This window comes from Pseudomonas sp. F-14 TE3623, from assembly GCF_053629015.1.
In genome coordinates this window covers 732,505-753,339 of the sequence record NZ_JBRJHM010000001.1, presented here as the reverse complement: position 1 = coordinate 753,339, position 20,835 = coordinate 732,505, and the positions used below count along the sequence as shown (strand labels likewise).

At 60.0% G+C, this 20,835-nt stretch carries 21 protein-coding genes; 11 read left to right on the top strand and 10 right to left on the bottom strand.

Going from position 1 to position 20,835, the window contains the following annotated elements; genetic code table 11:
* Positions 1–13: 13 nt before the first annotated feature.
* The gene (locus AB7M29_RS03465) at positions 14–1,321 is read right to left on the bottom strand and encodes a CitMHS family transporter (RefSeq protein WP_052963541.1); all 1,308 of its coding nucleotides are present in this window, start codon (positions 1,319–1,321) and stop codon (positions 14–16) included.
* 320 nt (positions 1,322–1,641) lie between these two features.
* Between AB7M29_RS03465 and AB7M29_RS03460 the strand changes: the two genes are divergently transcribed.
* Complete coding sequence (locus AB7M29_RS03460; RefSeq protein WP_454246340.1) at positions 1,642–2,043, top strand: GFA family protein; 402 nt, start codon at positions 1,642–1,644, stop codon at positions 2,041–2,043.
* Here AB7M29_RS03460 and AB7M29_RS03455 read toward each other — a convergent pair whose 3' ends face one another.
* Positions 2,044–2,370 (bottom strand): DOPA 4,5-dioxygenase family protein, encoded by a 327-nt coding sequence (locus AB7M29_RS03455; RefSeq protein ID WP_454246339.1) that lies wholly within the window; start codon positions 2,368–2,370, stop codon positions 2,044–2,046.
* An 84-nt stretch (positions 2,371–2,454) separates the two neighbouring features.
* Between AB7M29_RS03455 and AB7M29_RS03450 the strand changes: the two genes are divergently transcribed.
* Positions 2,455–3,117 carry an NAD(P)-dependent oxidoreductase gene (locus AB7M29_RS03450; RefSeq protein ID WP_217857007.1) on the top strand — a complete coding sequence of 221 codons (663 nt, stop codon included), beginning with the start codon at positions 2,455–2,457 and terminating at the stop codon, positions 3,115–3,117.
* A 21-nt stretch (positions 3,118–3,138) separates the two neighbouring features.
* Here the strand turns inward: AB7M29_RS03450 and AB7M29_RS03445 are convergent, their stop codons facing one another.
* A complete protein-coding gene (locus tag AB7M29_RS03445) occupies positions 3,139–4,089 on the bottom strand; it encodes a choline sulfate utilization transcriptional regulator (RefSeq protein ID WP_123720082.1) in 951 nt (316 codons plus the stop codon).
* 114 nt (positions 4,090–4,203) lie between these two features.
* Between AB7M29_RS03445 and betC the strand changes: the two genes are divergently transcribed.
* The 3 genes from betC to AB7M29_RS03430 all read left to right on the top strand — a co-directional run bounded on the left by betC (position 4,204) and on the right by AB7M29_RS03430 (position 8,364).
* The gene (gene betC / locus AB7M29_RS03440; protein ID WP_454246338.1) at positions 4,204–5,718 is read left to right on the top strand and encodes a choline-sulfatase; all 1,515 of its coding nucleotides are present in this window, start codon (positions 4,204–4,206) and stop codon (positions 5,716–5,718) included.
* A 16-nt stretch (positions 5,719–5,734) separates the two neighbouring features.
* On the top strand, positions 5,735–6,655 hold the full coding sequence (gene choX, locus AB7M29_RS03435) for a choline ABC transporter substrate-binding protein (protein WP_217857004.1): 921 nt from the start codon (positions 5,735–5,737) through the stop codon (positions 6,653–6,655).
* Positions 6,656–6,795: 140 nt separating this feature from the next.
* Entirely contained in the window at positions 6,796–8,364 is a 1,569-nt protein-coding gene (locus AB7M29_RS03430; RefSeq protein WP_454246337.1) for a SulP family inorganic anion transporter, read from the top strand.
* A 129-nt stretch (positions 8,365–8,493) separates the two neighbouring features.
* On the opposite strand, the gene aroE is transcribed toward AB7M29_RS03430, so the two are convergent.
* Together aroE and hemF are read right to left on the bottom strand one after the other, a co-directional pair.
* Complete coding sequence (gene aroE / locus AB7M29_RS03425) at positions 8,494–9,315, bottom strand: shikimate dehydrogenase (RefSeq protein WP_454246336.1); 822 nt, start codon at positions 9,313–9,315, stop codon at positions 8,494–8,496.
* 13 nt (positions 9,316–9,328) lie between these two features.
* The gene (hemF, locus tag AB7M29_RS03420; RefSeq protein ID WP_007902928.1) at positions 9,329–10,243 is read right to left on the bottom strand and encodes an oxygen-dependent coproporphyrinogen oxidase; all 915 of its coding nucleotides are present in this window, start codon (positions 10,241–10,243) and stop codon (positions 9,329–9,331) included.
* A 174-nt stretch (positions 10,244–10,417) separates the two neighbouring features.
* On the opposite strand from hemF, the gene AB7M29_RS03415 reads away from it, so the two are divergent.
* A complete protein-coding gene (locus AB7M29_RS03415) occupies positions 10,418–11,395 on the top strand; it encodes an NADPH:quinone reductase (RefSeq protein ID WP_217857001.1) in 978 nt (325 codons plus the stop codon).
* A gap of 134 nt (positions 11,396–11,529) precedes the next feature.
* On the opposite strand, the gene AB7M29_RS03410 is transcribed toward AB7M29_RS03415, so the two are convergent.
* From AB7M29_RS03410 to AB7M29_RS03400, 3 genes are all read right to left on the bottom strand, one after another.
* Positions 11,530–12,087, bottom strand: coding sequence for an L-threonylcarbamoyladenylate synthase (locus AB7M29_RS03410; protein ID WP_052963530.1), 558 nt, complete (start codon positions 12,085–12,087; stop codon positions 11,530–11,532).
* A 54-nt stretch (positions 12,088–12,141) separates the two neighbouring features.
* Entirely contained in the window at positions 12,142–13,248 is a 1,107-nt protein-coding gene (gene dprA, locus AB7M29_RS03405) for a DNA-processing protein DprA (protein WP_217857000.1), read from the bottom strand.
* Between the two features lie 80 nt (positions 13,249–13,328).
* Entirely contained in the window at positions 13,329–14,354 is a 1,026-nt protein-coding gene (locus tag AB7M29_RS03400) for a LysM peptidoglycan-binding domain-containing protein (protein ID WP_217856999.1), read from the bottom strand.
* A 169-nt stretch (positions 14,355–14,523) separates the two neighbouring features.
* Between AB7M29_RS03400 and def the strand changes: the two genes are divergently transcribed.
* The 5 genes from def to AB7M29_RS03375 all read left to right on the top strand — a co-directional run bounded on the left by def (position 14,524) and on the right by AB7M29_RS03375 (position 19,209).
* Positions 14,524–15,030, top strand: a complete 507-nt coding sequence (gene def / locus AB7M29_RS03395; protein ID WP_454246335.1) for a peptide deformylase — start codon at positions 14,524–14,526, stop codon at positions 15,028–15,030.
* 70 nt (positions 15,031–15,100) lie between these two features.
* Positions 15,101–16,060: a methionyl-tRNA formyltransferase gene (gene fmt / locus AB7M29_RS03390; protein ID WP_217856998.1), complete on the top strand. Its 960-nt coding sequence runs from the start codon at positions 15,101–15,103 to the stop codon at positions 16,058–16,060.
* Entirely contained in the window at positions 16,057–17,367 is a 1,311-nt protein-coding gene (gene rsmB / locus AB7M29_RS03385; RefSeq protein ID WP_217856997.1) for a 16S rRNA (cytosine(967)-C(5))-methyltransferase RsmB, read from the top strand. Before fmt ends, rsmB begins: the two co-directional genes overlap by 4 nt.
* Before the next feature lie 22 nt (positions 17,368–17,389).
* On the top strand, positions 17,390–18,763 hold the full coding sequence (trkA, locus tag AB7M29_RS03380; RefSeq protein ID WP_123720092.1) for a Trk system potassium transporter TrkA: 1,374 nt from the start codon (positions 17,390–17,392) through the stop codon (positions 18,761–18,763).
* A 131-nt stretch (positions 18,764–18,894) separates the two neighbouring features.
* On the top strand, positions 18,895–19,209 hold the full coding sequence (locus tag AB7M29_RS03375; RefSeq protein WP_008007911.1) for a tetratricopeptide repeat protein: 315 nt from the start codon (positions 18,895–18,897) through the stop codon (positions 19,207–19,209).
* Between the two features lie 130 nt (positions 19,210–19,339).
* On the opposite strand, the gene AB7M29_RS03370 is transcribed toward AB7M29_RS03375, so the two are convergent.
* Both AB7M29_RS03370 and tag read right to left on the bottom strand, forming a co-directional pair.
* Positions 19,340–20,227: a lysophospholipid acyltransferase gene (locus tag AB7M29_RS03370; protein WP_007902957.1), complete on the bottom strand. Its 888-nt coding sequence runs from the start codon at positions 20,225–20,227 to the stop codon at positions 19,340–19,342.
* A gap of 40 nt (positions 20,228–20,267) precedes the next feature.
* Complete coding sequence (gene tag, locus AB7M29_RS03365; RefSeq protein WP_052966004.1) at positions 20,268–20,825, bottom strand: DNA-3-methyladenine glycosylase I; 558 nt, start codon at positions 20,823–20,825, stop codon at positions 20,268–20,270.
* Between the last annotated feature and the right edge of the window lie 10 nt (positions 20,826–20,835).

Genomic DNA, 20,835 nt, shown 5'->3' with positions numbered 1-20,835 from the left:
GTGAGTCTTGAGCTTATAGAGTGCTGAACAGCGGAAAAATCCCCATCAGCAATGCAGCGACCAGTATGCACAGGCAAACCAGCACTGCCCACTTCAAGGTGAACCGCTGATGGTCACCGAATTCGATACCGGCCAGGGCCACCAACAGGTAAGTCGATGGTACCAGCGGGCTCAGCAAGTGGACGGGCTGACCGACGATCGAGGCACGTGCCATTTCCACCGCGGTTATACCGTAATGACTGGCGGCTTCGGCAAGTACCGGTAACACGCCGTAATAAAAAGCATCGTTCGACATGAAGAACGTGAACGGCATGCTCACCAGCGCGGTGATCACGGCCAGGTACGGGCCGAGGAAATCGGGGATGACCGCCAGCAGGCTTTTCGACATGGCATCGACCATGCCGGTGCCCGACAGGATACCGGTGAAGATACCCGCGGCAAAGATCAACCCGACCACCGCCAACACGCTACCGGCGTGGGCCGCAATGCGATCCTTCTGCATTTGCAGGCAAGGATAATTGACGATCATCGCGATACTGAACGCCACCATGAACAGCACCGGCAGCGGCAACAGGCCGGCGACCAGCGTGCACATCAGCCCCAGGGTCAAGGCGCCGTTGAACCAGATCAGCTTTGGACGACGGGCATCCGGGAACTGCGAAACGCTGATTTCGCTGTGATCGACTTCATCACCGACCAGGTGCAGTTCACCCAGACGTGCACGCTCGCGTTTACCGTAGAAGTAGGCAATCGCCAGGATCGCCACCACGCCGGCCAGCATCGCCGGAATCATTGGCACAAAGATGTCGGACGGGTCGACATGCAGCGCACTGGCCGCACGAGCCGTCGGGCCACCCCAAGGGGTCATGTTCATCACGCCACCGGCGAGGATGATCAGACCGGCCATGATCCGCGGGCTCATGCCGATACGGCTGTAGAGCGGCAGCATGGCGGCCACGCAGATCATATAAGTGGTCGCGCCGTCACCATCAAGGGAAACGACGAGCGCCAGTACGGCGGTTCCGACCGAAACTTTCAACGGGTCGCCCTTGACCAGTTTGAGGATCTTGCGCACAGCCGGGTCGAACAGGCCGGAGTCGATCATCAGGGCGAAGTAGAGAATGGCGAACATCAGCATCACGCCGGTCGGCGCGAGCTTGGTAATGCCTTCGAGCATCATCGGGCCGATCTTCGGCGAGAAGCCGCCGAACAGGGCGAAGATGATCGGGATGATGATCAGAGCGATCAGCGCGGACAGGCGCTTGGTCATGATCAGGAACATGAACGTGATGACCATGGCGAAGCCAAGGAAAGTCAGCATAGGAATACTCCAGGCGTAGCGCGGCTAGGGAATGGCGAACCGGATGGGCTCAGCGCAGAACGGGAAGCACGTGACGTACGGGCGGAGTGACAGCGAAGAGGCGGGTAGTAGCGGACATCAGAATCACCATTGTTGTTGTTTAATGGACCGGGCGGGCGATAAAACACTCGCATTGGCCAACCGGTCTGTTGCCGGCAGTGAGGGCGATCCTAATCGGGGAAGCTTTCAGCCAGCTTTCGCGAGTGAAAGCATTGACCGAATGTACAACCGGTCGTCGGCCCGGTTGAAAGGCCGTAAACACGGGGTCAGGAGCAAAAGACATGGACAAACTTCACACCGGCGGCTGCCACTGCGGACAAATCCGCTATCAATTCAGCGGGCCATTGCACGACATCGCTCACTGCCATTGCTCGATTTGCCGACGGGTCAGCGGCGGGATCGTGACCACCTGGATCACCGTGCCCTTGCCGGCATTTGCCTGGGTGGCAGGTACCCCATCGCGGTACGAGTCTTCGTCTACTTGTGAGCGATATTTCTGCCCAAACTGTGGGGCGCAATTGGCGCTGGTGACGCAGCTCAGCCCCGAGAGCATCGACGTGACCATCGCCACTCTCGACCATCCCGAGCAGGCGCCGGCCGAGCGGCATATCTGGACCGACAGTCGTTTGCCGTGGCTGCATCTGGACGAGCACTTGCCTGGCGAGGTCCAAGAACAACTCTGATCAGAAAACAGACAGGTTCAGCGGCCGGATTGCGCCCATCCAGATCGCGTGCTCGGTGTGGTCGAGCAGATCGTCGCCCGTGTCCGGGTGCAGGAATATCACTAATCCCTTGCGGTTGAGTGCCAGCCACGGCAACACCGCGCCGAGGTGTTGCGGCTCGAACGCCAATTGGCAGCTCCAGTCTGGATGCGGGCCGACCGGGCGTTCGTGCAGGCGACCCATCTTCAGCGGAAACAATTGCGCTGCCTGCTCACACAAGGCCCGTGCCTGCGGCAGGGTGCTGGCATCGAAATAGACATGGGCGTGGTAACCCCTGATCGTTTGCATCTGACTCTCTCTGAAACCTTGTCGAACCCTCGCCGCTTCCCGCAGGTCACACACCATATACGCCGAATAGTAGGGAGCACGGCCATGAAAAATGCCGAAACCCCGGTGGTGAAGGTAGTGCTTTATGGTGCCATGAGTAGCCTGGGCAGTGCGCTGATGGCTGAAATGCTGCGGCGCCAGCATGAAGTGATCGCGATTCTCGATGACCTGAACGCGCTCGCGCCGCGCCCGGGTTTACGCACCAAGGCTGGTGATCTGTTCGATGCCAAGCGGGTCAAGCAGAGCGTGGCCGGCTGTTCGGCGGTGATCTGCCTGCTCGATGCGCCAGGGTTGCCGATGAACAGTGAACACATCGAAAAATCCATCGTGCCCGGCCCGGTCGAAGAGGTGCTAGCGGTGGATGCACTGATCGACGGCATGCAGGCCGCAGGCATTTCCCGGCTGTTTGTGGTGGGCGATTTCGAGGTGCTGGACGACCCGGAAATCGAAGACCCGTTACAACGCCACGCCGCCGAAGAAATCCGCGAAGCTCTGCAAAGCAGCTCGTTGCACTGGACCTTGGTAAATGCACCACGCCGCGTGCCCGGGTTGACCATCGAGCATTTCAGTCACGTCAGCAGTAGCCTGGAACCTGGCCTGGCCGCAGCGCTGGAACGGCTGAACAGGGTAGCTGTAGGAATTGCCGATGAGCTGCACCTGAACCTGCATGTTGGTGAGCACGTGAGTTTTATTGCGACGTCGGAATAGTAAAAATCGTCCAACCCCCGTCTACACCGCAATCGAAGGTAAAGGGAGGCCATTGAGCGATTGCGCACTGCTGGCCTGTTCCGCCATCAACCAATCCACAAACAGTTGAATCAGCGCCCCACGCCGTTTGCGCTGGGGCAGAACCACGTAATAGCCCAGCCGGGAAATCACCGTGTCGGCAATCGGGCGACACAACAGACCTTGCGCCAACAAGTTATCCACAAGGTGTCGCCATCCGATTGCGACGCCTTGGCCGCCAATCGCCGCCTGAATCAGCAGGGTGTAATTGTCGAAGCGCAGTTGCCCCGGCGCTGGGGCCGAGGTGATTCCCAACTCGCGAAACACGCCGCTCCAGTCGAACCAGTTGCTGCTGTTTTCGCCTCGCAGGTGCAGCAGCGGAAACTCCAGCAATGCCTGTGCCGGCAAGGGCAGGGGACGGTCCTTCAATAGCAGCGGACTGCACACCGGAAACACCTCTTCGCTGAACAGCCAATGGCTCTCGCCTTGCTTGAACCGGCCATCGCCGAACAGCACCGCCACATCGATATCGGTTCGCAGCATGTTGTGGCTGCGTTCGCTGGTGACCAGGCTGACGTCCACTTGAGGGTTGGCGGTATGGAAGCGGTGCAGGCGCGGCATAAGCCAGTACGCAGCGAAGGCAAAGTCGGTAGCCACCTGCAATACTTCGTGCTGTTGTTGTGCGCTGATCGCGCTCAATCCTGCATCGATGTTCTGCAAACCGAGCTGAACTTGCTCAAACAGAATAGTCCCGGCCTCAGTCAGCTCGATACCGCGATAAATACGATCGAACAACCGGGTAGCGAGCTGTTCTTCCAATCGTTTGATCTGCTGACTGATGGCCGGTTGCGTGGTGCCGAGCTCCACCGCAGCGGCGGTGAAACTGCGTTGCCGGGCCGCGGCTTCAAAAGCACGCAGCAGGTCCAGGGACAAATCACCGAGGGCGTCATACATAAGCTGTGCTTATCCTAGTCATTGCCTGGCATGGGCTTTACCACAAAGATTATGGACTCCATGCTCGATCACAGCACTCTCGCATAAATATCCACTATGGAATGCCGCGATCACATGAAGCGCAAAAATATTCTTTTCATCATGGCCGATCAAATGGCCGCGCCAATGTTGCCGTTCTACGGCCCTTCGCCCATCAAACTGCCGAATCTCAGCCGCCTCGCCGCCGAAGGCGTGGTGTTCGACGCCGCTTATTGCAATAGCCCCCTTTGCGCGCCGTCGCGTTTCACCCTGGTTAGCGGTCAGTTGCCGAGCAAGATCGGCGCCTACGACAACGCGGCCGATTTCCCCGCCGACGTTCCAACCTATGCCCATTACCTGCGGCGCCTCGGTTATCGCACCGCTCTGTCGGGCAAAATGCATTTCTGCGGCCCGGACCAGTTGCACGGCTATGAAGAACGCCTGACCAGCGACATCTATCCGGCCGATTACGGTTGGTCGGTGAACTGGGATGAGCCGGACGTACGCCCAACCTGGTATCACAACATGTCATCGGTCCTGCAAGCCGGGCCCTGCGTGCGAACCAATCAACTGGATTTCGACGAGGAGGTGGTATTCAAGGCCCAGCAATACCTGTTCGACCACATCCGCGAGGATGGCGATCAGCCGTTCTGCCTGACCATGTCGATGACTCACCCACACGATCCGTACACAATTCCCAAAGCTTTCTGGGAGATGTACGACGATGCCGACATCCCTTTACCCGAAACACCCGCACAGGATGAACTCGACCCTCACTCCCAGCGTTTGCTCAAGGTCTATGACCTTTGGGACAAGCCGCTGCCTGTGGATAAGATTCGCGACGCGCGCCGTGCCTACTTCGGTGCGTGCAGCTATATCGACAGCAACGTCGGCAAACTTCTGCAAACACTCGAGGAAACCGGACTAATCGATGACACCATCATCGTATTCTCCGGTGACCATGGCGACATGCTCGGCGAGCGCGGCCTTTGGTACAAAATGCACTGGTACGAAATGGCTGCCCGTGTACCGCTGTTGATCAGTGCACCAGGGCAATTCGGGGCCGGGCGGGTCAGCACTGCGGTGTCCACTGCCGATCTGTTGCCGACCTTTGTCGAACTGGCCGGCGGCTCTCTGGAACCGGGTCTGCCGCTGGACGGCCGCTCGCTGGTTTCGCACCTGCAAGGGCAGGGCGGTCACGACGAGGTGTTCGGCGAGTACATGGCCGAAGGCACCATCAGCCCGTTGATGATGATTCGCCGTGGTGCCTACAAATTCATCTACAGCGAAGACGACCCTTGTCTACTCTTCGACGTACATAACGATCCGAAGGAACAAGAAGAACTCAGCCAATCGCCGCAACATCGGCAGCTTTTCGAGGAGTTTCTCGCCGAAGCGCGGGCCAAATGGGATATCCCGGCGATCCACCAACAGGTGCTCGCCAGTCAGCGACGCCGGCGTTTCATCGCCGACGCCCTGACCATCGGCAAGCTGAAGAGCTGGGATCACCAGCCGCTGGTGGACGCCAGTCAGCAGTACATGCGCAACCACATCGACCTCGACGATCTGGAACGTAAAGCACGTTATCCACAACCCTGCCAAAACCAATAATGTTAAGGGGAAGTCCATGCAAAGGTTATCCACAGTACTGACGGTCGGGCTTCTGGCTCTGGGCAGTGCCTCGGCCTATGCCGAGCAAAGCTGCGAGACGGTGAAAATGGCCGACCCTGGCTGGAGCGACATCGCTGCAACCAACGCCATCACCGGGTTTCTGCTGGATGGCATGGGCTACAAGGCCAAGGTCGACACGCTGGCGGTGCCGATCACCTTTGGCGGTCTGAAGGATGGCCAGGTGGATGTATTCCTCGGTAACTGGATGCCGGCGCAGCAAGGCTTCTACGACAAGTTCGTGGCCAACGGCGACGTTACGCAACTGGCGAAGAACCTCGACGGCACCGAGTTCACGCTGGCGGTCCCGGATTACGTTTGGGACGCGGGTGTGCATAACTTTAACGACTTGAATAAATTCGCCGACAAGTTCGACAAAAAGATCTATGGCATCGGCTCCGGGGCCCCGGCGAACATTTCGCTGCAAGAGATCATCAAGAAGAACGACTTCGATCTGGGTCAGTGGAAGCTGATTGAGTCCAGTGAGCAGGCGATGCTGGCCGAAGTGTCTCGCGCGGTGAAGAAACAGAAGTTCGTGACCTTCCTCGGCTGGACGCCCCACCCGATGAACGTGCAGCTGAAAATGCATTACCTGAAGGGCGGCGAGAAGTATTTCGGTGACACCGGCAGCGTTTATACACTGACCCGCAAAGGTTATGCACAGGCCTGCCCGAATGTCGGCAAGCTGCTCACCAACCTGACTTTTACCCAGGAAATGGAGAACAGCATCATGGCCGAGGTGGTGAACAAAAAGGTCAGCAATGCCGAGGCGGCCAAGGCCTGGATCAAAGCCAACCCGGCGGTGTTGGATAAGTGGCTGGACGGTGTGAAGACCGTGGACGGGAAGGATGCGTTGCCGGCGGTCAAAGCCAAGCTCTGAACCCTGTGGGAGCGAGCCTGCTCGCGATAGCGGCGTGTCATTCAACATTAATGTGACTGACAGGGCCTCATCGCGAGCAGGCTCGCTCCCACAGGCGCCTGTCCTGATACTCTTGCGCAAAATCCCACCCGAGAGGACCCATGGCCTTCCCCAGCCGCCATTCACTCTTCCCCTTCCTGACCTGGTTGCCCCGGCAAACCCGCGCCAGCGTCGGCCGTGATCTGATTGTCGGCCTGAGTGGCGCGATTCTCGCGTTGCCGCAATCCATTGCCTACGCCCTGATCGCCGGTCTCCCACCGGAATATGGCTTGTACGCCGCGATCATCCCGGTGCTGATCGCCTGCCTCTGGGGTTCGTCGTGGCATTTGATCTGCGGTCCTACGGCGGCCATTTCCATCGTCCTATACGCCAGCGTCAGTCCTCTGGCCGTCCCTGCGTCGCAAGATTACGTCACGCTGATCCTGCTTCTGACACTCCTTGCGGGCATTTTCCAGTGGCTGCTGGGTTTGCTGCGTTTCGGTGCCCTGGTGAATTTCGTCTCTCACTCGGTGGTGCTGGGCTTCACCCTTGGAGCAGCGGTGGTGATTGCCATTGGGCAACTGCCTAACTTGCTGGGGCTGGATGTGCCCAACCAGGCCACGGCGCTGAACAGCCTGGTGCTGCTGTTCAGTCATCTCAGTGAGGTGGACAAACCCTCGCTGGTACTGGGCCTGGCCACGGTCGCAGTGGGCATCGTGCTGAAATTGCTGTTGCCGCGCTGGCCGACGCTGTTGATCGCTCTGGCCCTGAGCGGGTTGCTGGTGTGGCTGTGGCCAGCGATGTTCGGTCATGTGCAGTTGGTCAGCGCCTTTGTCGGACGACTGCCGCCCTTTAGCCCGTTGCCGCTGGATCTGGACTTGGTGTTGCGTCTGCTGCCTAGTGCTGTGGCGGTCGGCATGCTCGGACTGGTGACGAGCCTGTCGATTGCCCGCTCCTTGTCGGCGCGCTCGCAGCAGTTGCTCGACGCCAATCAAGAAGTCCGCGCCCAGGGTTTCTCGAACATGGTCGGTGCGTTTTTTTCCGGCTCGCTGTCAGCCGGTTCCTTCACCCGCTCGGCCCTGAGCTATGACGCCGGTGCCTGCTCACCGTTGGCGGGGGTTTTTTCAGCGGTGTGGGTGGCATTGTTCGCTATCTTCGGTGCGGTATTGATCGCGCACATTCCGATCCCGGCGATGGCCGGCAGCATTTTGTTGATCGCCTGGGGATTGGTCGACCATCGCGGCATTCGCGCCTTGTTGCGGGTCAGCCGTGCCGAGTTTCTGGTCATGGCGCTGACCTGTGTCGCGACGCTGTTGCTGGAATTGCAAACGGCGATCTATGCCGGCGTGCTGGCCTCGCTGTTCTTCTACCTCAAACGCACCTCGCAACCACGGGTGCAGCATTGGCGTGAGGGCGACGAAGACATTCTGAGAGTTGGCGGTTCAATTTTTTTCGGCGCCAGCCATTACCTGCAGGTGCGTTTGCAACGGATGCACGGCGCGCGGGTAGTGATCGAGGCGCAGCAGATCAACTTCATCGACTATTCGGGCGTGGAAATGCTGCACCAGGAAGCGCGACGGCTGCTGCGCCAGGATCGCAGCCTGACCCTGCGGCGGGCACGGCCACAGGTGGTGGAGGAATTGAGAAAGCTAGAGGGCGCGGAGAAATGCCCGATTCGCTTCGAAGATTGAAACATCCCACCTTGGAATAAACACCGGCCTGTGGCGAGGGGGCTTGCCCCCGTTCGGCCGCGCAGCGGTCGTGGCAGTTTTGGGACGGCTTCGCCGTCCAACGGGAGCAAGCCCCCTCGCCACAAAAGCCTAGAGCGCGAGCTGGCGGCGGAGTTCGGCCAACACCGGCGCTGTATCCGGGCGCACGCCGCGCCACAGATAGAAAGCTTCCGCCGCCTGCTCGGCCAACATTCCCAGACCATCCATCGTCACCGCCGCACCGTGCTCGCTGGCCCAGCGGCAGAACGAGGTCGGTTCTTTGCCGTACATCATGTCGTAGCAAACCGTCTTGCCCAGCTCGATCAAACTGCTGGCAATCGGCGGTATATCGCCTGACAGACTGGCGGACGTAGCATTGATGATCAGGTCCACCGGCTCCCGCAACCAATCGAAACCGCTGGCCGATACCGGCCCCAGATCCGCGAACAATTCCGCTAGCAATTCGGCTTTTTCCACTGTGCGGTTGGCGATGATCACCGACGCCGGTTGCTCCGCCAGCAATGGCTCCAGCGCCCCGCGCACCGCACCGCCGGCCCCGAGCAGCAGGATGCGTTTGCCCGCAAGGCTGAATCCGGCGTTGACCGTCAGGTCCCGCACCAGCCCGGCGCCATCGGTGTTGTCACCCAGCAGACTGCCATCGGCCAGTTTGCTCAGGGTATTCACCGCGCCGGCCCGCTGCGCTCGCTTGGTCAAACTGTTCGCCAAACGATAGGCATCTTCCTTGAACGGCACCGTCACATTCGCCCCGCGCCCTTCGCGGAAAAATGCCTGGGCACAGCCGGAAAAATCATCGAGGGGCGCCAGCAAAGTGCTGTAGTCCAGTTTTTGCCCTGTCTGCTCGGCGAACAGACGATGGATCAACGGCGACTTACTGTGGCCAATCGGATTACCGAATACGACGTAACGATCCATCAGAATTCCTCGTTCAGGCCTTGGCCAACCAATCGCGGTCTTGCAGGAAGTACTCGGTCAGGCGCGCTTCTTCACTGCCCGGCTCGGCCTTCCAGTCGTAGGCCCAGCGCACTTGCGGTGGCAGCGACATCAGGATCGACTCGGTACGCCCGCCCGATTGCAGGCCGAACAGCGTGCCGCGGTCATAGACCAGGTTGAACTCGACGTAACGACCACGCCGAAACTCCTGGAATTCACGCTGTTTGGCCGTGAACGCATCATTCTTGCGGCGCTGCACGATTGGCAGGTAAGCGTCGATAAACGCATCGCCGATGGCGCGCATGAAGGCGAAGCTCGTATCGAAGTCCCACTCATTCAAGTCATCGAAAAACAGGCCGCCAATGCCACGCGGCTCGTGGCGATGCTTGATGTGGAAGTAACTGTCGCACCAGGCTTTGTAGCGCGGGTAGACGTCTGGCCCGAACGGCGCACAGGCCTGTTCGGCGACGCGGTGCCAATGCACGCAGTCTTCTTCATTACCGTAATAAGGGGTCAGGTCGAAGCCGCCACCGAACCACCAGACCGGCTCTTCACCTTCTTTTTCAGCGATGAAAAAGCGCACATTGGCGTGGGACGTCGGTACATGGGGGTTGTGCGGGTGAATCACCAAAGACACGCCCAAGGCTTCGAAGCCTCGGCCGGCCAGTTCTGGCCGATGAGCGCTGGCGGAGGGTGGGAGACCGCTGCCAAAGACGTGGGAAAAGTTAACGCCGCCCTTTTCAATGACCGCGCCGTTTTCGATCACCCGGGTGCGACCGCCACCGCCGGCAGGCCGGGTCCAGGCATCTTCGACGAAACGCGCGCCGCCGTCTTCAGCTTCCAGGGCAGCGCAAATGCGGTCTTGCAGGTCGAGCAGGTAGGCTTTTACGGCCTCGGTGCGGGTAGTCATGGCATCACCTTGAATCGGGCAAAGCTACGCGGCGCTCATACAGGCCGGCGGCAAATTGCTGCGTAGGATAACACTGCACCTTGTGCCGTCGCAGTTGACGAAGGTCAAGCTTTAAGAGTCCGATAGGGCGCTTGGCGCTACAACTCTAGAAGCTAATACTTAAGGAAAGTGCAGATGGCAAAGCGTATCCAGTTCCGCGCCCATGGCGGTCCCGAAGTGCTCGAGCATGTCGATTACCAACCCGCCGAACCCGGCCCGCTGCAGGTGCGCGTGACCAACAAGGCCATCGGCCTGAACTTCATTGACACCTATTACCGCGGTGGCCTTTATGCGCCACCCGCCTTGCCGTCGGGCCTGGGCGCTGAAGGCGCGGGTGTGGTCGAAGCAGTCGGAAGCGAAGTCACCCGCTTCAATATCGGCGATCGCGTGGCGTACGGCAGCGGCCCATTGGGCGCTTATAGCGACGTTCATGTATTGCCGGAAGCCAATCTGGTGCATCTGCCGGACGCCATCAGCTTCGAACAGGCCGCCGGCGTGATGCTCAAAGGCCTGACCGTGCAGTACTTGCTGCGCCAGACATATGAACTCAAGGGTGGCGAAACCATTCTGTTCCACGCAGCAGCCGGTGGCGTCGGCTCACTGGCCTGCCAATGGGCCAAGGCCTTGGACGTGAAACTGATCGGCACGGTCAGCTCACCAGAAAAAGCCGCACTGGCGAAAGCCAATGGCGCCTGGGCGACCGTCGACTACAGCCATGAAAACGTCGCGCAACGCGTGCTGGAATTGACTGACGGTAAAAAAGTGCCGGTGGTGTACGACGGTGTAGGCAAAGATACCTGGCTGACGTCACTCGACAGCGTCGCACCTCGAGGGCTGGTGGTGAGTTTCGGTAATGCTTCGGGCGCAGTGGACGGAGTGAATCTGGGGATTCTCGCGGGGAAGGGTTCGCTGTACGTGACCCGACCGACCCTGGCGACCTACGCCAACAACGCTGAAAACCTGCAAAGCATGGCCGATGAACTGTTCGAGATGATCATCAGCGGCAAGTTGAAGGTGGACATCAGTCAGCGGTATCCATTGGCTGATGCGGCCAAAGCGCAGACCGAATTGTCGGCGCGGCGCACGACGGGCTCGACCGTTTTGTTGCCTTAAGATTTTTTGTGTCTGTGAGGGCCTCTTCGCGAGCAAGCCCGCTCCCACACTCGATTATTGGTGAACACAAAATTTGTGTTCACTGAAGATCTACTGTGGGAGCGGGCTTGCTCGCGAATGGGGCCACCTCGGTCTCAATCCGGGCGCACAACGTGGCCGGTGGCCAGATCGCGAATCACGCTCGGATTCTTCCGTCCACCCAGATTGCCACCCAGCACCCAATCAACCTGCCCGCGGAAATACTGCTCCACGCGAATCCGCGTCCGCGCCGCCGGCCGTCCCTGAGGGTTGGCCGAGGTCGACACCAACGGCCCGACCAACGCACACAAATCCCGCACCAGTGGATGATCGCTAACCCGCAACGCCACCGTTTCATGCACACCGGTAATCCACTGGGGCAACATATTTTGATGCGGCACCAGCCAGGTGTTGGGGCCAGGCCAGGTGCTGGCCATGCGGTCCATCCACAGTTCAGGGAAGTCTTCGAAGAGGAAGTCAAACTGGCGAATATTGTCGGCCACCAGAATCAGGCCTTTATCCACAGACCGTCCCTTGATCAGCAACAGACGATCCACCGCCTCTTCGTCCCACGGGTCGCAACCCAAGCCCCAGACAGCTTCGGTTGGATAGGCAATGACCGCCCCAGCGCGAATTTCTCGTGCGGCTTGTTGCACACGCCAACTGTTAACCATGAAAGACTCTCCGGAATAAGGCTCTGCGCAGTTTACCGATCTTCCCTGTAAAACCTAGCGTCCCCGCGCAAGCCAGCGGCCGCTTTCACAGACCGCACGGCCGTCCATTTCCAGCTCCGTCAGCGCTGCCAATACTTTCGACAACGCCCAGCCACTGGTGATCGCCAGCGCTTCGCTGGTATGGGGCGCCGCGTGGAGCAATATGAGCAGTGGATGAGTCTCTGTCGTTTGCGGCGTTTCTGTGGATAACGGCAGCCGTTGCCAGCCGCGCAAGGCTTCGAGGATGTGCTCGATGGTTTCCACCAGCACCGCACCGTCGCGGATCAGCTGATGACACCCCTTTGCCCCAGGGTGATGGATCGATCCTGGAATCGCATACACCTCACGCCCCTGTTCCGCCGCCAGCCTCGCGGTGATCAACGAACCACTGGCAACACTCGCCTCGACCACGAGCACGCCGAGGGACAAACCGCTGATGATTCGATTGCGCCGGGGGAAGTTGCCGGGGGAAGGGCCGGCCTCCAGCGGGAACTCCGAAAGTACCGCGCTTCCCGAAGCGATCATGGCGTCCGCCAGCCTTCGATTGCGCTGTGGATAAAAATTTTCCAGCCCCGTGCCAAGTACGCCGACCGTTTGCCCGCCAACATCCAGAGCCGCCTGATGCGCGGCGGCATCAATGCCCAGGGCCAGACCGCTGGTGATGACAAAACCGGCGCCGGCCAGACTGCGGGAAAACGCGGTGGCAGTGTCCATTCCCGGTCGCGAAGCACGACGGCTGCCGACCATCGCCAGCTGTGGTTTTTCCAGAATTCCCGGATCGCCCGCGACGAATAACAGCGGCGGCGCATCACTGATTTGCGCCAGCAAGGCGGGGTAGTCAGGTTGGTCCCACATCAGTAAATGCTGGCCCGGGCGCTCTAACCAGGCCAATGCGTGACTGGCGCCGTCACGGACTTCAATAGAGCGCCGGCCCTCCACGCAGGCGAGTGGCAGGCCCAACGCACGCCAGGCGTTGGCCGGTGCGCTGATGGCTTTGGAGGCAGAGCCGAAGGCCTCAAGCAATTTCTTGAAACGCGCAGGGCCGAGTTCCGGCAAACGGTGCAGGCGTAAACGGGCTTCCAGTTCCGCAGGGGAAACGGACGTGCAGGCAGACAGCGACATGGATCATCCTTGATCGTTATAGAATCCCATCGAATCGGGAATAAGCTGTGGATAACTCTGTTGGTAACTTGTGAGCAGGCTTAAGGATTTCGCACCTTGTCCATCACCGCCAAAGAGCGCGATGCGTTAAGGACAAGCCCGTAGCTGAGCTTGTCGTAAGTGCGGAAGACCATCAGCAAACCGGCCCGCTCGTCGGGAATTTTCAATGGCTGGCCGGTGATCCGGTCACGCACGGTTTCACCGGTTTTCATCACCGCCAGCACATTGCCTTCGGCCAGGCCATCGCGCTGCCCCTTGTTCAACGTGACGACATCCAGCGCGCCGATCTGGGTGACCCCACGCGGGACATCGATAATCAAGCCGTCGATTTCGGCAGTTGGCGCACTGGGCATGAAGGTCGAATTGATCGAGCGCTCTTCACCGCCGAACAGCCGGTCGCCGAGTCGCACTTCCTGTGTGGTGCGTTGCAAGGCCAGGGTGGCGACGTCGCCTTCAGTGGCAATGATCTCGCCGCCACCGATGTCGTCGGCGTTGATCCCCAGAAACTCCTTGCTCTGCGGATCGGTGTAGACCTTGCCCTGACGGAAGATGCCGTACACCGGTTGTGCCGGGTCGAAATGGCCACGCGCGAATATTCGATCACCCGTGCCGCTGAGCACCCGTTCGGCATCGCCGGCGACGATGTAGGGCGCCTTGTCGAAATCCTCTGCCTTGTCGACGATGCGATTGCTCAGCAGAAAGCTGTTGATCGATTTCAGCGGAATACTCGGAATGGCATCGGCCACCGGCGAGCTACGGATTCGTGGCGAAAGCTTGATGGTGCCCCGGGAAGCGCCGCGATTGAGGGTCAGGCGTGGCTGACCGTTGACGTAGACCAACGACAGCGTATCGCCCGGATAGATGAGATTGGGGTTTTCGATCTGTGGATTGGCCTGCCAAAGCTGCGGCCACTCCCACGGTTCACGCAGGTATTTGGCGGAAATGTCCCAGAGTGTGTCCCCTGCCACCACGGTGTATTGCTGTGGAAAACCTTCCCTGAGTTGCACTTGCCCATGCGCAAAACCGGCCGAGGCCAGAAGGAGCAAGGCGAGTAGTGATTTCCTCATGCGGTGAATCCCTTTATTATGTACGTTCGCGTGAAACGCCAGAGCCCTCGTGGCTCGCTTCCTGCTCATTATTGAAAAGCCGGAAGCTACGTTCACAACGGTAGCCTGCATCCTCGGACTCGCCAGGCCATCGACCCGACTTTACCTCACACGTGCAGCAATTGAGCTTATGGCCATTTTAGACATCCTCGAATTCCCCGACTCGCGCCTGCGTACTATCGCCAAACCAGTGGCTGTAGTGGACGACGAAGTGCGTCAGTTGGTCGATGACATGTTTGAAACAATGTATGAAGCGCCAGGCATCGGCCTCGCCGCGACCCAGGTCAACGTGCACAAACGTATCGTCGTGATGGACCTCTCCGAAGACCGCAGCGAGCCACGGGTGTTCATCAACCCCGAGTTCGAAGTCCTGACCGACGAGGTGGACCAGTACCAGGAAGGCTGCCTTTCGGTGCCGGGTTTCTACGAAAACGTCGACCGCCCGCAAAAGGTCAAGATCAAGGCCCTGGACCGCGACGGCCAACCGTACGAACTGATTGCCGAAGGCCTGCTCGCGGTATGCATCCAGCATGAATGCGACCACCTCAATGGCAGATTGTTCGTTGATTACCTGTCTACGCTCAAACGCGACCGGATCAAGAAGAAACTGGAAAAGCTCCATCGCCAGAACGCTTGATGCCCTTCTTTCAAAGGCTTGCTGCGGCAAGCCTTTTTCTTTTCAAGACGCTTTGTAATTGAGAGCTTTCATGACTGAGCCACTGCGCATTGTCTTTGCCGGTACCCCGGAATTCGCCGCCGAACACCTCAAGGCCCTGCTCGACAGTCCTTACGAGATCGTTGCGGTCTACACCCAACCGGACCGTCCGGCGGGCCGTGGGCAGAAGCTGATGCCGAGCCCGGTCAAGCAGTTGGCGTTGGAAAACAGTATCCCGGTGTTGCAGCCACCAACCCTGCGCAACGAAGACGCTCAGGCTGAACTGGCCGCACTGCAACCGGATTTGCTGGTGGTGGTCGCTTACGGGCTGATCCTGCCGCAAGTGGTGCTGGATATTCCGCGTCTGGGCTGCATCAACAGTCACGCATCCTTGCTGCCACGCTGGCGCGGTGCGGCGCCGATCCAGCGCGCTGTTGAAGCGGGTGACAGCGAAAGTGGCGTGACCGTGATGCGCATGGAACTGGGCCTCGACACCGGGCCGATGCTGCTCAAGGTCACCACGCCGATCAGCGCCGAAGACACCGGCGGCAGCCTCCATGATCGCCTCGCAGAGATGGGCCCACCGGCCGTGGTTCAGGCGATTGCCGGCCTGGCCGCAGGCACTCTGGAAGGCGAAGTGCAGGACGACAGCCTCGCCACCTACGCACACAAATTGAACAAGGACGAAGCGCGCATCGACTGGAGCCGTCCGGCAGTTGAGCTGGAGCGTCTGGTTCGCGCCTTCAATCCTTGGCCGATCACCCACAGCACGCTAAACGGTGAAGCACTGAAAGTGCTGGCTGCGAGCCTGGCCGAAGGGCAGGGCGCGCCGGGTGAAATTCTCAGTGCCAGCAAAGACGGTTTGGTTGTCGCCTGCGGTGAACAGGCACTGTGCCTGACTCGCCTGCAATTGCCCGGCGGCAAGGCGCTGAACTTCAGCGACTTGTTCAACAGCCGTCGTGAGAAATTCGCCGTCGGCACCGTTCTCGGTCAAGCGGCGGACGCTCAATGAATCCACGTCTGGCTGCCGCCAAGGCACTTGCTGCTGTTCTTAACGGAAAAGCCTCACTCAACAGTTCTCTGCCGACGCAAATGGACAAGGTCGAAGACCGCGATCGCGGCTTTACCCAGGACCTGGCGTTCGGCACGGCTCGCTGGCAGCCGCGTTTATCGGCGCTGGCGGCCAAGTTGCTGCAAAAGCCGTTCAAAGCAGCCGATGCCGATGTCGAGGCGCTGTTGCTGGTCGGCCTCTACCAACTGCTCTACACCCGGGTTCCGGCCCACGCGGCCATCGGCGAAACCGTTGGTTGCGCCGACAAACTGAAAAAGCCGTGGGCCAAAGCCTTGCTCAATGCCGTGCTGCGCCGCGCCCAGCGGGAAAGCGAAGCGCTGCTGGCCGAGCTGGAGCACGACCCGGTGGTGCGCACCGCTCACCCACGCTGGCTGCAAAAATCCCTCAAGGCCTTCTGGCCTGAGCAGTGGGAAGCCATTTGCGCGGCGAACAACGCTCACCCGCCGATGATTCTGCGGGTCAACCGTCGCCATCACACCCGCGATGCCTACCTCGGCTTGCTGACTGAAGCGGGCATCGCTGCCAAGCCCTGCGTTTACAGTCAGGACGGCATCATCCTCGACGCAGCGGCCGACGTGCGCAGCCTCCCGGGTTTCGCCGAAGGCTGGATCAGCGTGCAGGACGAAGCCGCGCAACTGGCCGCCGATCTGCTGGACCTCGCGCCAGGCCAACGGGTGCTGGACGCCTGCTGCGCACCGGGCGGCAAAACCTGCCACATCCTTGAGGCCGAGCCCAAACTGGCCGGCGTGGTGGCTGTGGATCTGGAAGCCAAACGTCTGGTGCGAGTACGGGAAAACCTTGCACGCCTGGGCCTGAGCGCCGAACTGATCGCCGCCGACGGCCGCGACACCGCGACCTGGTGGGACGGCAAACCGTTCCAGCGCATTTTGCTGGACGCGCCGTGCTCGGCCACCGGGGTGATCCGTCGTCACCCGGACATCAAACTGACCCGCCAACCCGATGACATCGCCGCGCTGGCGGTGCTTCAGGGCGAGCTGCTTGATGCCATGTGGATAACGCTGGAAGTGGGCGGCATTCTGCTTTACGCCACCTGCTCCACGCTGCCGACCGAGAACACCGAAGTCATCGAAGCGTTCCTCGCTCGCACACCGGGTGCCCGTGAACTCGACATCGCTAGTCAGGCCGGCATCAAGCAGCCCCATGGTCGCCAATTGCTGGCCCAGGAAGGCGGCCATGACGGGTTCTACTACGCCAAGCTGATCAAGATTGCCGCCACGCGCGGTTAACCGGTTTTAAAGGAGTGACTGGATGAAAATCATCATCCTCGGCGCAGGGCAGGTCGGCGGTTCGCTGGCGGAACACCTGGCCAGCGAAGCCAACGACATCACCGTGGTCGACACCGATGGCGAACGCCTGCGCGACCTCGGCGATCGGCTGGACATCCGCACCGTACAGGGTCGCGGTTCGCTGCCAACGGTACTGCGTCAGGCCGGTGCCGACGACGCCGACATGTTGGTTGCAGTGACCAACAGTGACGAAACCAACATGGTGGCCTGTCAGGTCGCTCACACCTTGTTCCACACGCCAACCAAGATCGCCCGGGTCCGCGAAGCCGCGTACCTGACCCGCGCCGAACTGTTCGATAACGAAGCGATTCCGGTCGACGTGCTGATCAGTCCAGAGCAAGTCGTTACCAACTACATCAAGCGCCTGATCCAGCATCCCGGTGCGTTGCAGGTGATCGACTTCGCCGAAGGCAAGGCGCAACTGGTGGCAGTGAAAGCCTATTACGGCGGTCCGCTGGTGGGTCAGCAACTGCGCCAGTTGCGCGAACACATGCCGAATGTCGAAACCCGCGTTGCGGCGATTTTCCGTCGTGACCGGCCGATCCTGCCCCAGGGCGATACGGTGATCGAGGCCGACGACGAAGTGTTCTTCATCGCCGCCAAAGCTAATATTCGCGCGGTGATGAGCGAAATGCGCCGCCTCGATGAGAGCTACAAACGCATCGTCATCGCTGGCGGCGGGCAGATTGGCGAGCGTTTGGCCGAGGCCATCGAAAGCCGCTATCAGGTGAAGATCATCGAGATGAACCCGGCCCGTTGCCGCCATCTCTCAGACACCCTCGACAGCACCGTGGTGTTGCAGGGCAGTGCCTCCGACCGCGACTTGCTGATGGAAGAGAACATCGCCGACGCCGACATCTTCCTGGCGCTGACCAACGACGACGAAGCCAACATCATGTCGTCGCTGCTCGCCAAGCGTCTGGGCGCGAAGAAGGTGATGACGATCATCAACAACCCGGCCTACGTCGACCTGATCCAGGGCGGCGACATCGACATCGCCATCAGCCCGCAATTGGCGACCATCGGCACCTTGCTGGCCCACGTGCGACGCGGTGATATCGTCAGCGTGCACTCATTGCGTCGAGGTGCGGCGGAAGCCATCGAGGCCATCGCCCACGGTGATGCGAAGTCGAGCAAGGTGATCGGCAAGGCCATCGAAAACATCGGCCTGCCGCCGGGGACTACCATCGGCGCGATCATCCGCGATGAAGAAGTGATCATCGCCCACGACAACACAGTGATCGAAGCCGGCGACCATGTGATTCTGTTCCTTGTGGATAAAAAGCACATTCGGGATGTGGAAAAGCTGTTCCATGTGGGGTTGAGCTTTTTCTGATGATCGTTCCCACGCTCTGCGTGGGAATGCCTCAACGGACGCTCCGCGTTCGGCTTTGAATGGGACGCAGAGCGTCCCGGGCTGCATTCCCACGCGGAGCGTGGGAACGATCACTGACTGAGGAAGCACCGATGATCGAATCCCTGGAAAAAATGCTCGCCAAGGGTGTGGATAACTCGCTGCTGCGCTTCGGCCTGGGCAAGGGTTATCTGGATCTTGGGGAAAATGCCAAAGCCGCAGAGCATTTCCAGCGCTGCGTCGAGTTCGATCCGAAGTATTCGGCGGCCTGGAAGTTATTGGGCAAGGCGCATCTGGCGTTGGCGGATTACGCGGCGGCGCGTCAGGCCTGGGAACAGGGCCTGGAAGCTGCCCGCAACCATGGCGACAAGCAGGCCGAGAAGGAGATGACGGTGTTTCTGAAAAAGCTTGAGCGTCAGGCGCACTGATCAGAAGTAACGCAGCCTGTGGGAAGCCTTTGTAGGAGCTGCCGAAGGCCGCGATCTTTTGATCTTGCTTTGATAAAAAATCAAAAGATCGCAGCCTTCGGCAGCTCCTACGGGGCTATCCACAGCAGCATCAATACCAGCGTTCTTCGCCCGGCGGACGCTTCTTGAAGCGTTTCATGCTCCACATGTACTGGCTCGGATAAGCCCGCACATAGCGCTCGACCACCTGGCTCATCGCCGCGCAGGAGGTTTCGGTATCGGTGCTGTACATGGCCTCTGGCGCGGCTTCGAGGATCACTTTGTAACCCGAACCGTCCGGCAGCCGCAGGGCATGCAGGAACACGCCGACCGCTTTGCCGCCGGCCAGCATGTTCGGGACGAACTTACTGGTCAGGGCCTGAGTGGCGAAGAACGGCACGAAGATCCCGGCGGATTCGGCCGGTTCCGGGTCTGCCGGAATACCCACTGCACCACCTTTGCGCACTTCCTTGATCACACTGAGGATGCCTTCCTTGGTGGAAGCGGCCACTCGGTTACCCAATTGCACCCGCTGCTTGCGCAGCAAGTCATCCACCGCCTTGAGCTTGGGCGGACGGTAGAAAATGATCGGTTTGCACTGGTTGCAATAGAAGTGGTTCAACACTTCCCAGTTGCCCAAGTGGCTGGTGATGCCGACCACGCCTTTGCCGGAGGCGAGGGCGTCTTTGAGCACATCGAGACCTTCGACTTCACGCACCAAATCAATGGAACGCTGAGCCGGCCAGATCCACGCGCAAGCGCTCTCGGTCAGGGACTTGCCAATGTCTTTCAGGCTCTGGCCTACCAGACGCTCACGTTCGGCCGGGTCCATCTGCGGAAAGCACTTGGCGAGGTTGATCCGTACCACGTCGCGGGAACGGTTGGGGGTTTTCCACATGATCCAGCCAATCGCCGAACCCACCGCCTGCACTGCCCGCCAGGGAAGCAGGGCAAACAGACGCAGAGCGCCTACCAGCAAGGCGCCTTTCAACTTATCCACAGGTCACTCCTGATCTTGTGCTGTGCGCGAGGCGGCTATTCTAACCGCCGTTCGCCAAGGGGGCGTAGCGATCGCAATCCCGAGTGTGGTCCATGACCATGCCCGAAGCCTGCATCAACGCGTAACAAATGGTCGGGCCGACGAACGTGAATCCGGCTTTTTTCAGGCCTTTGCTCATCTCGACGGCGACCGGTGTCACGGCCGGCACTTCACTGCGATCCTTGAAATGATTGATCACAGGCGTTCCGCCGACGAACGACCAGAGAAACGCCACCGGGTCCTCCAGCGCCAGCCAGGCCTGGGCATTGCGCCGGGCGGCATTGAGTTTGAGGCGATTGCGGATGATCCCCGGATCGAGCATCAATTCATCGATTTCCGCATCGCTCATCTGTGCCACGCGCTGTACATCGAAGCCAAACAGCACCTCGCGATAGCGCTCTCGTTTGCGCAACACAGTGATCCAGGAAAGCCCGGCCTGGAACCCTTCGAGCAAAAGCAACTCGAACAAACCCTGCGCATCGCGTAGCGGCGTGCCCCACTCCTGATCGTGATAAGCCATGTACAGCGGATCTTCGGTACACCAAAAGCAGCGTGGCATAAGGCTCCAG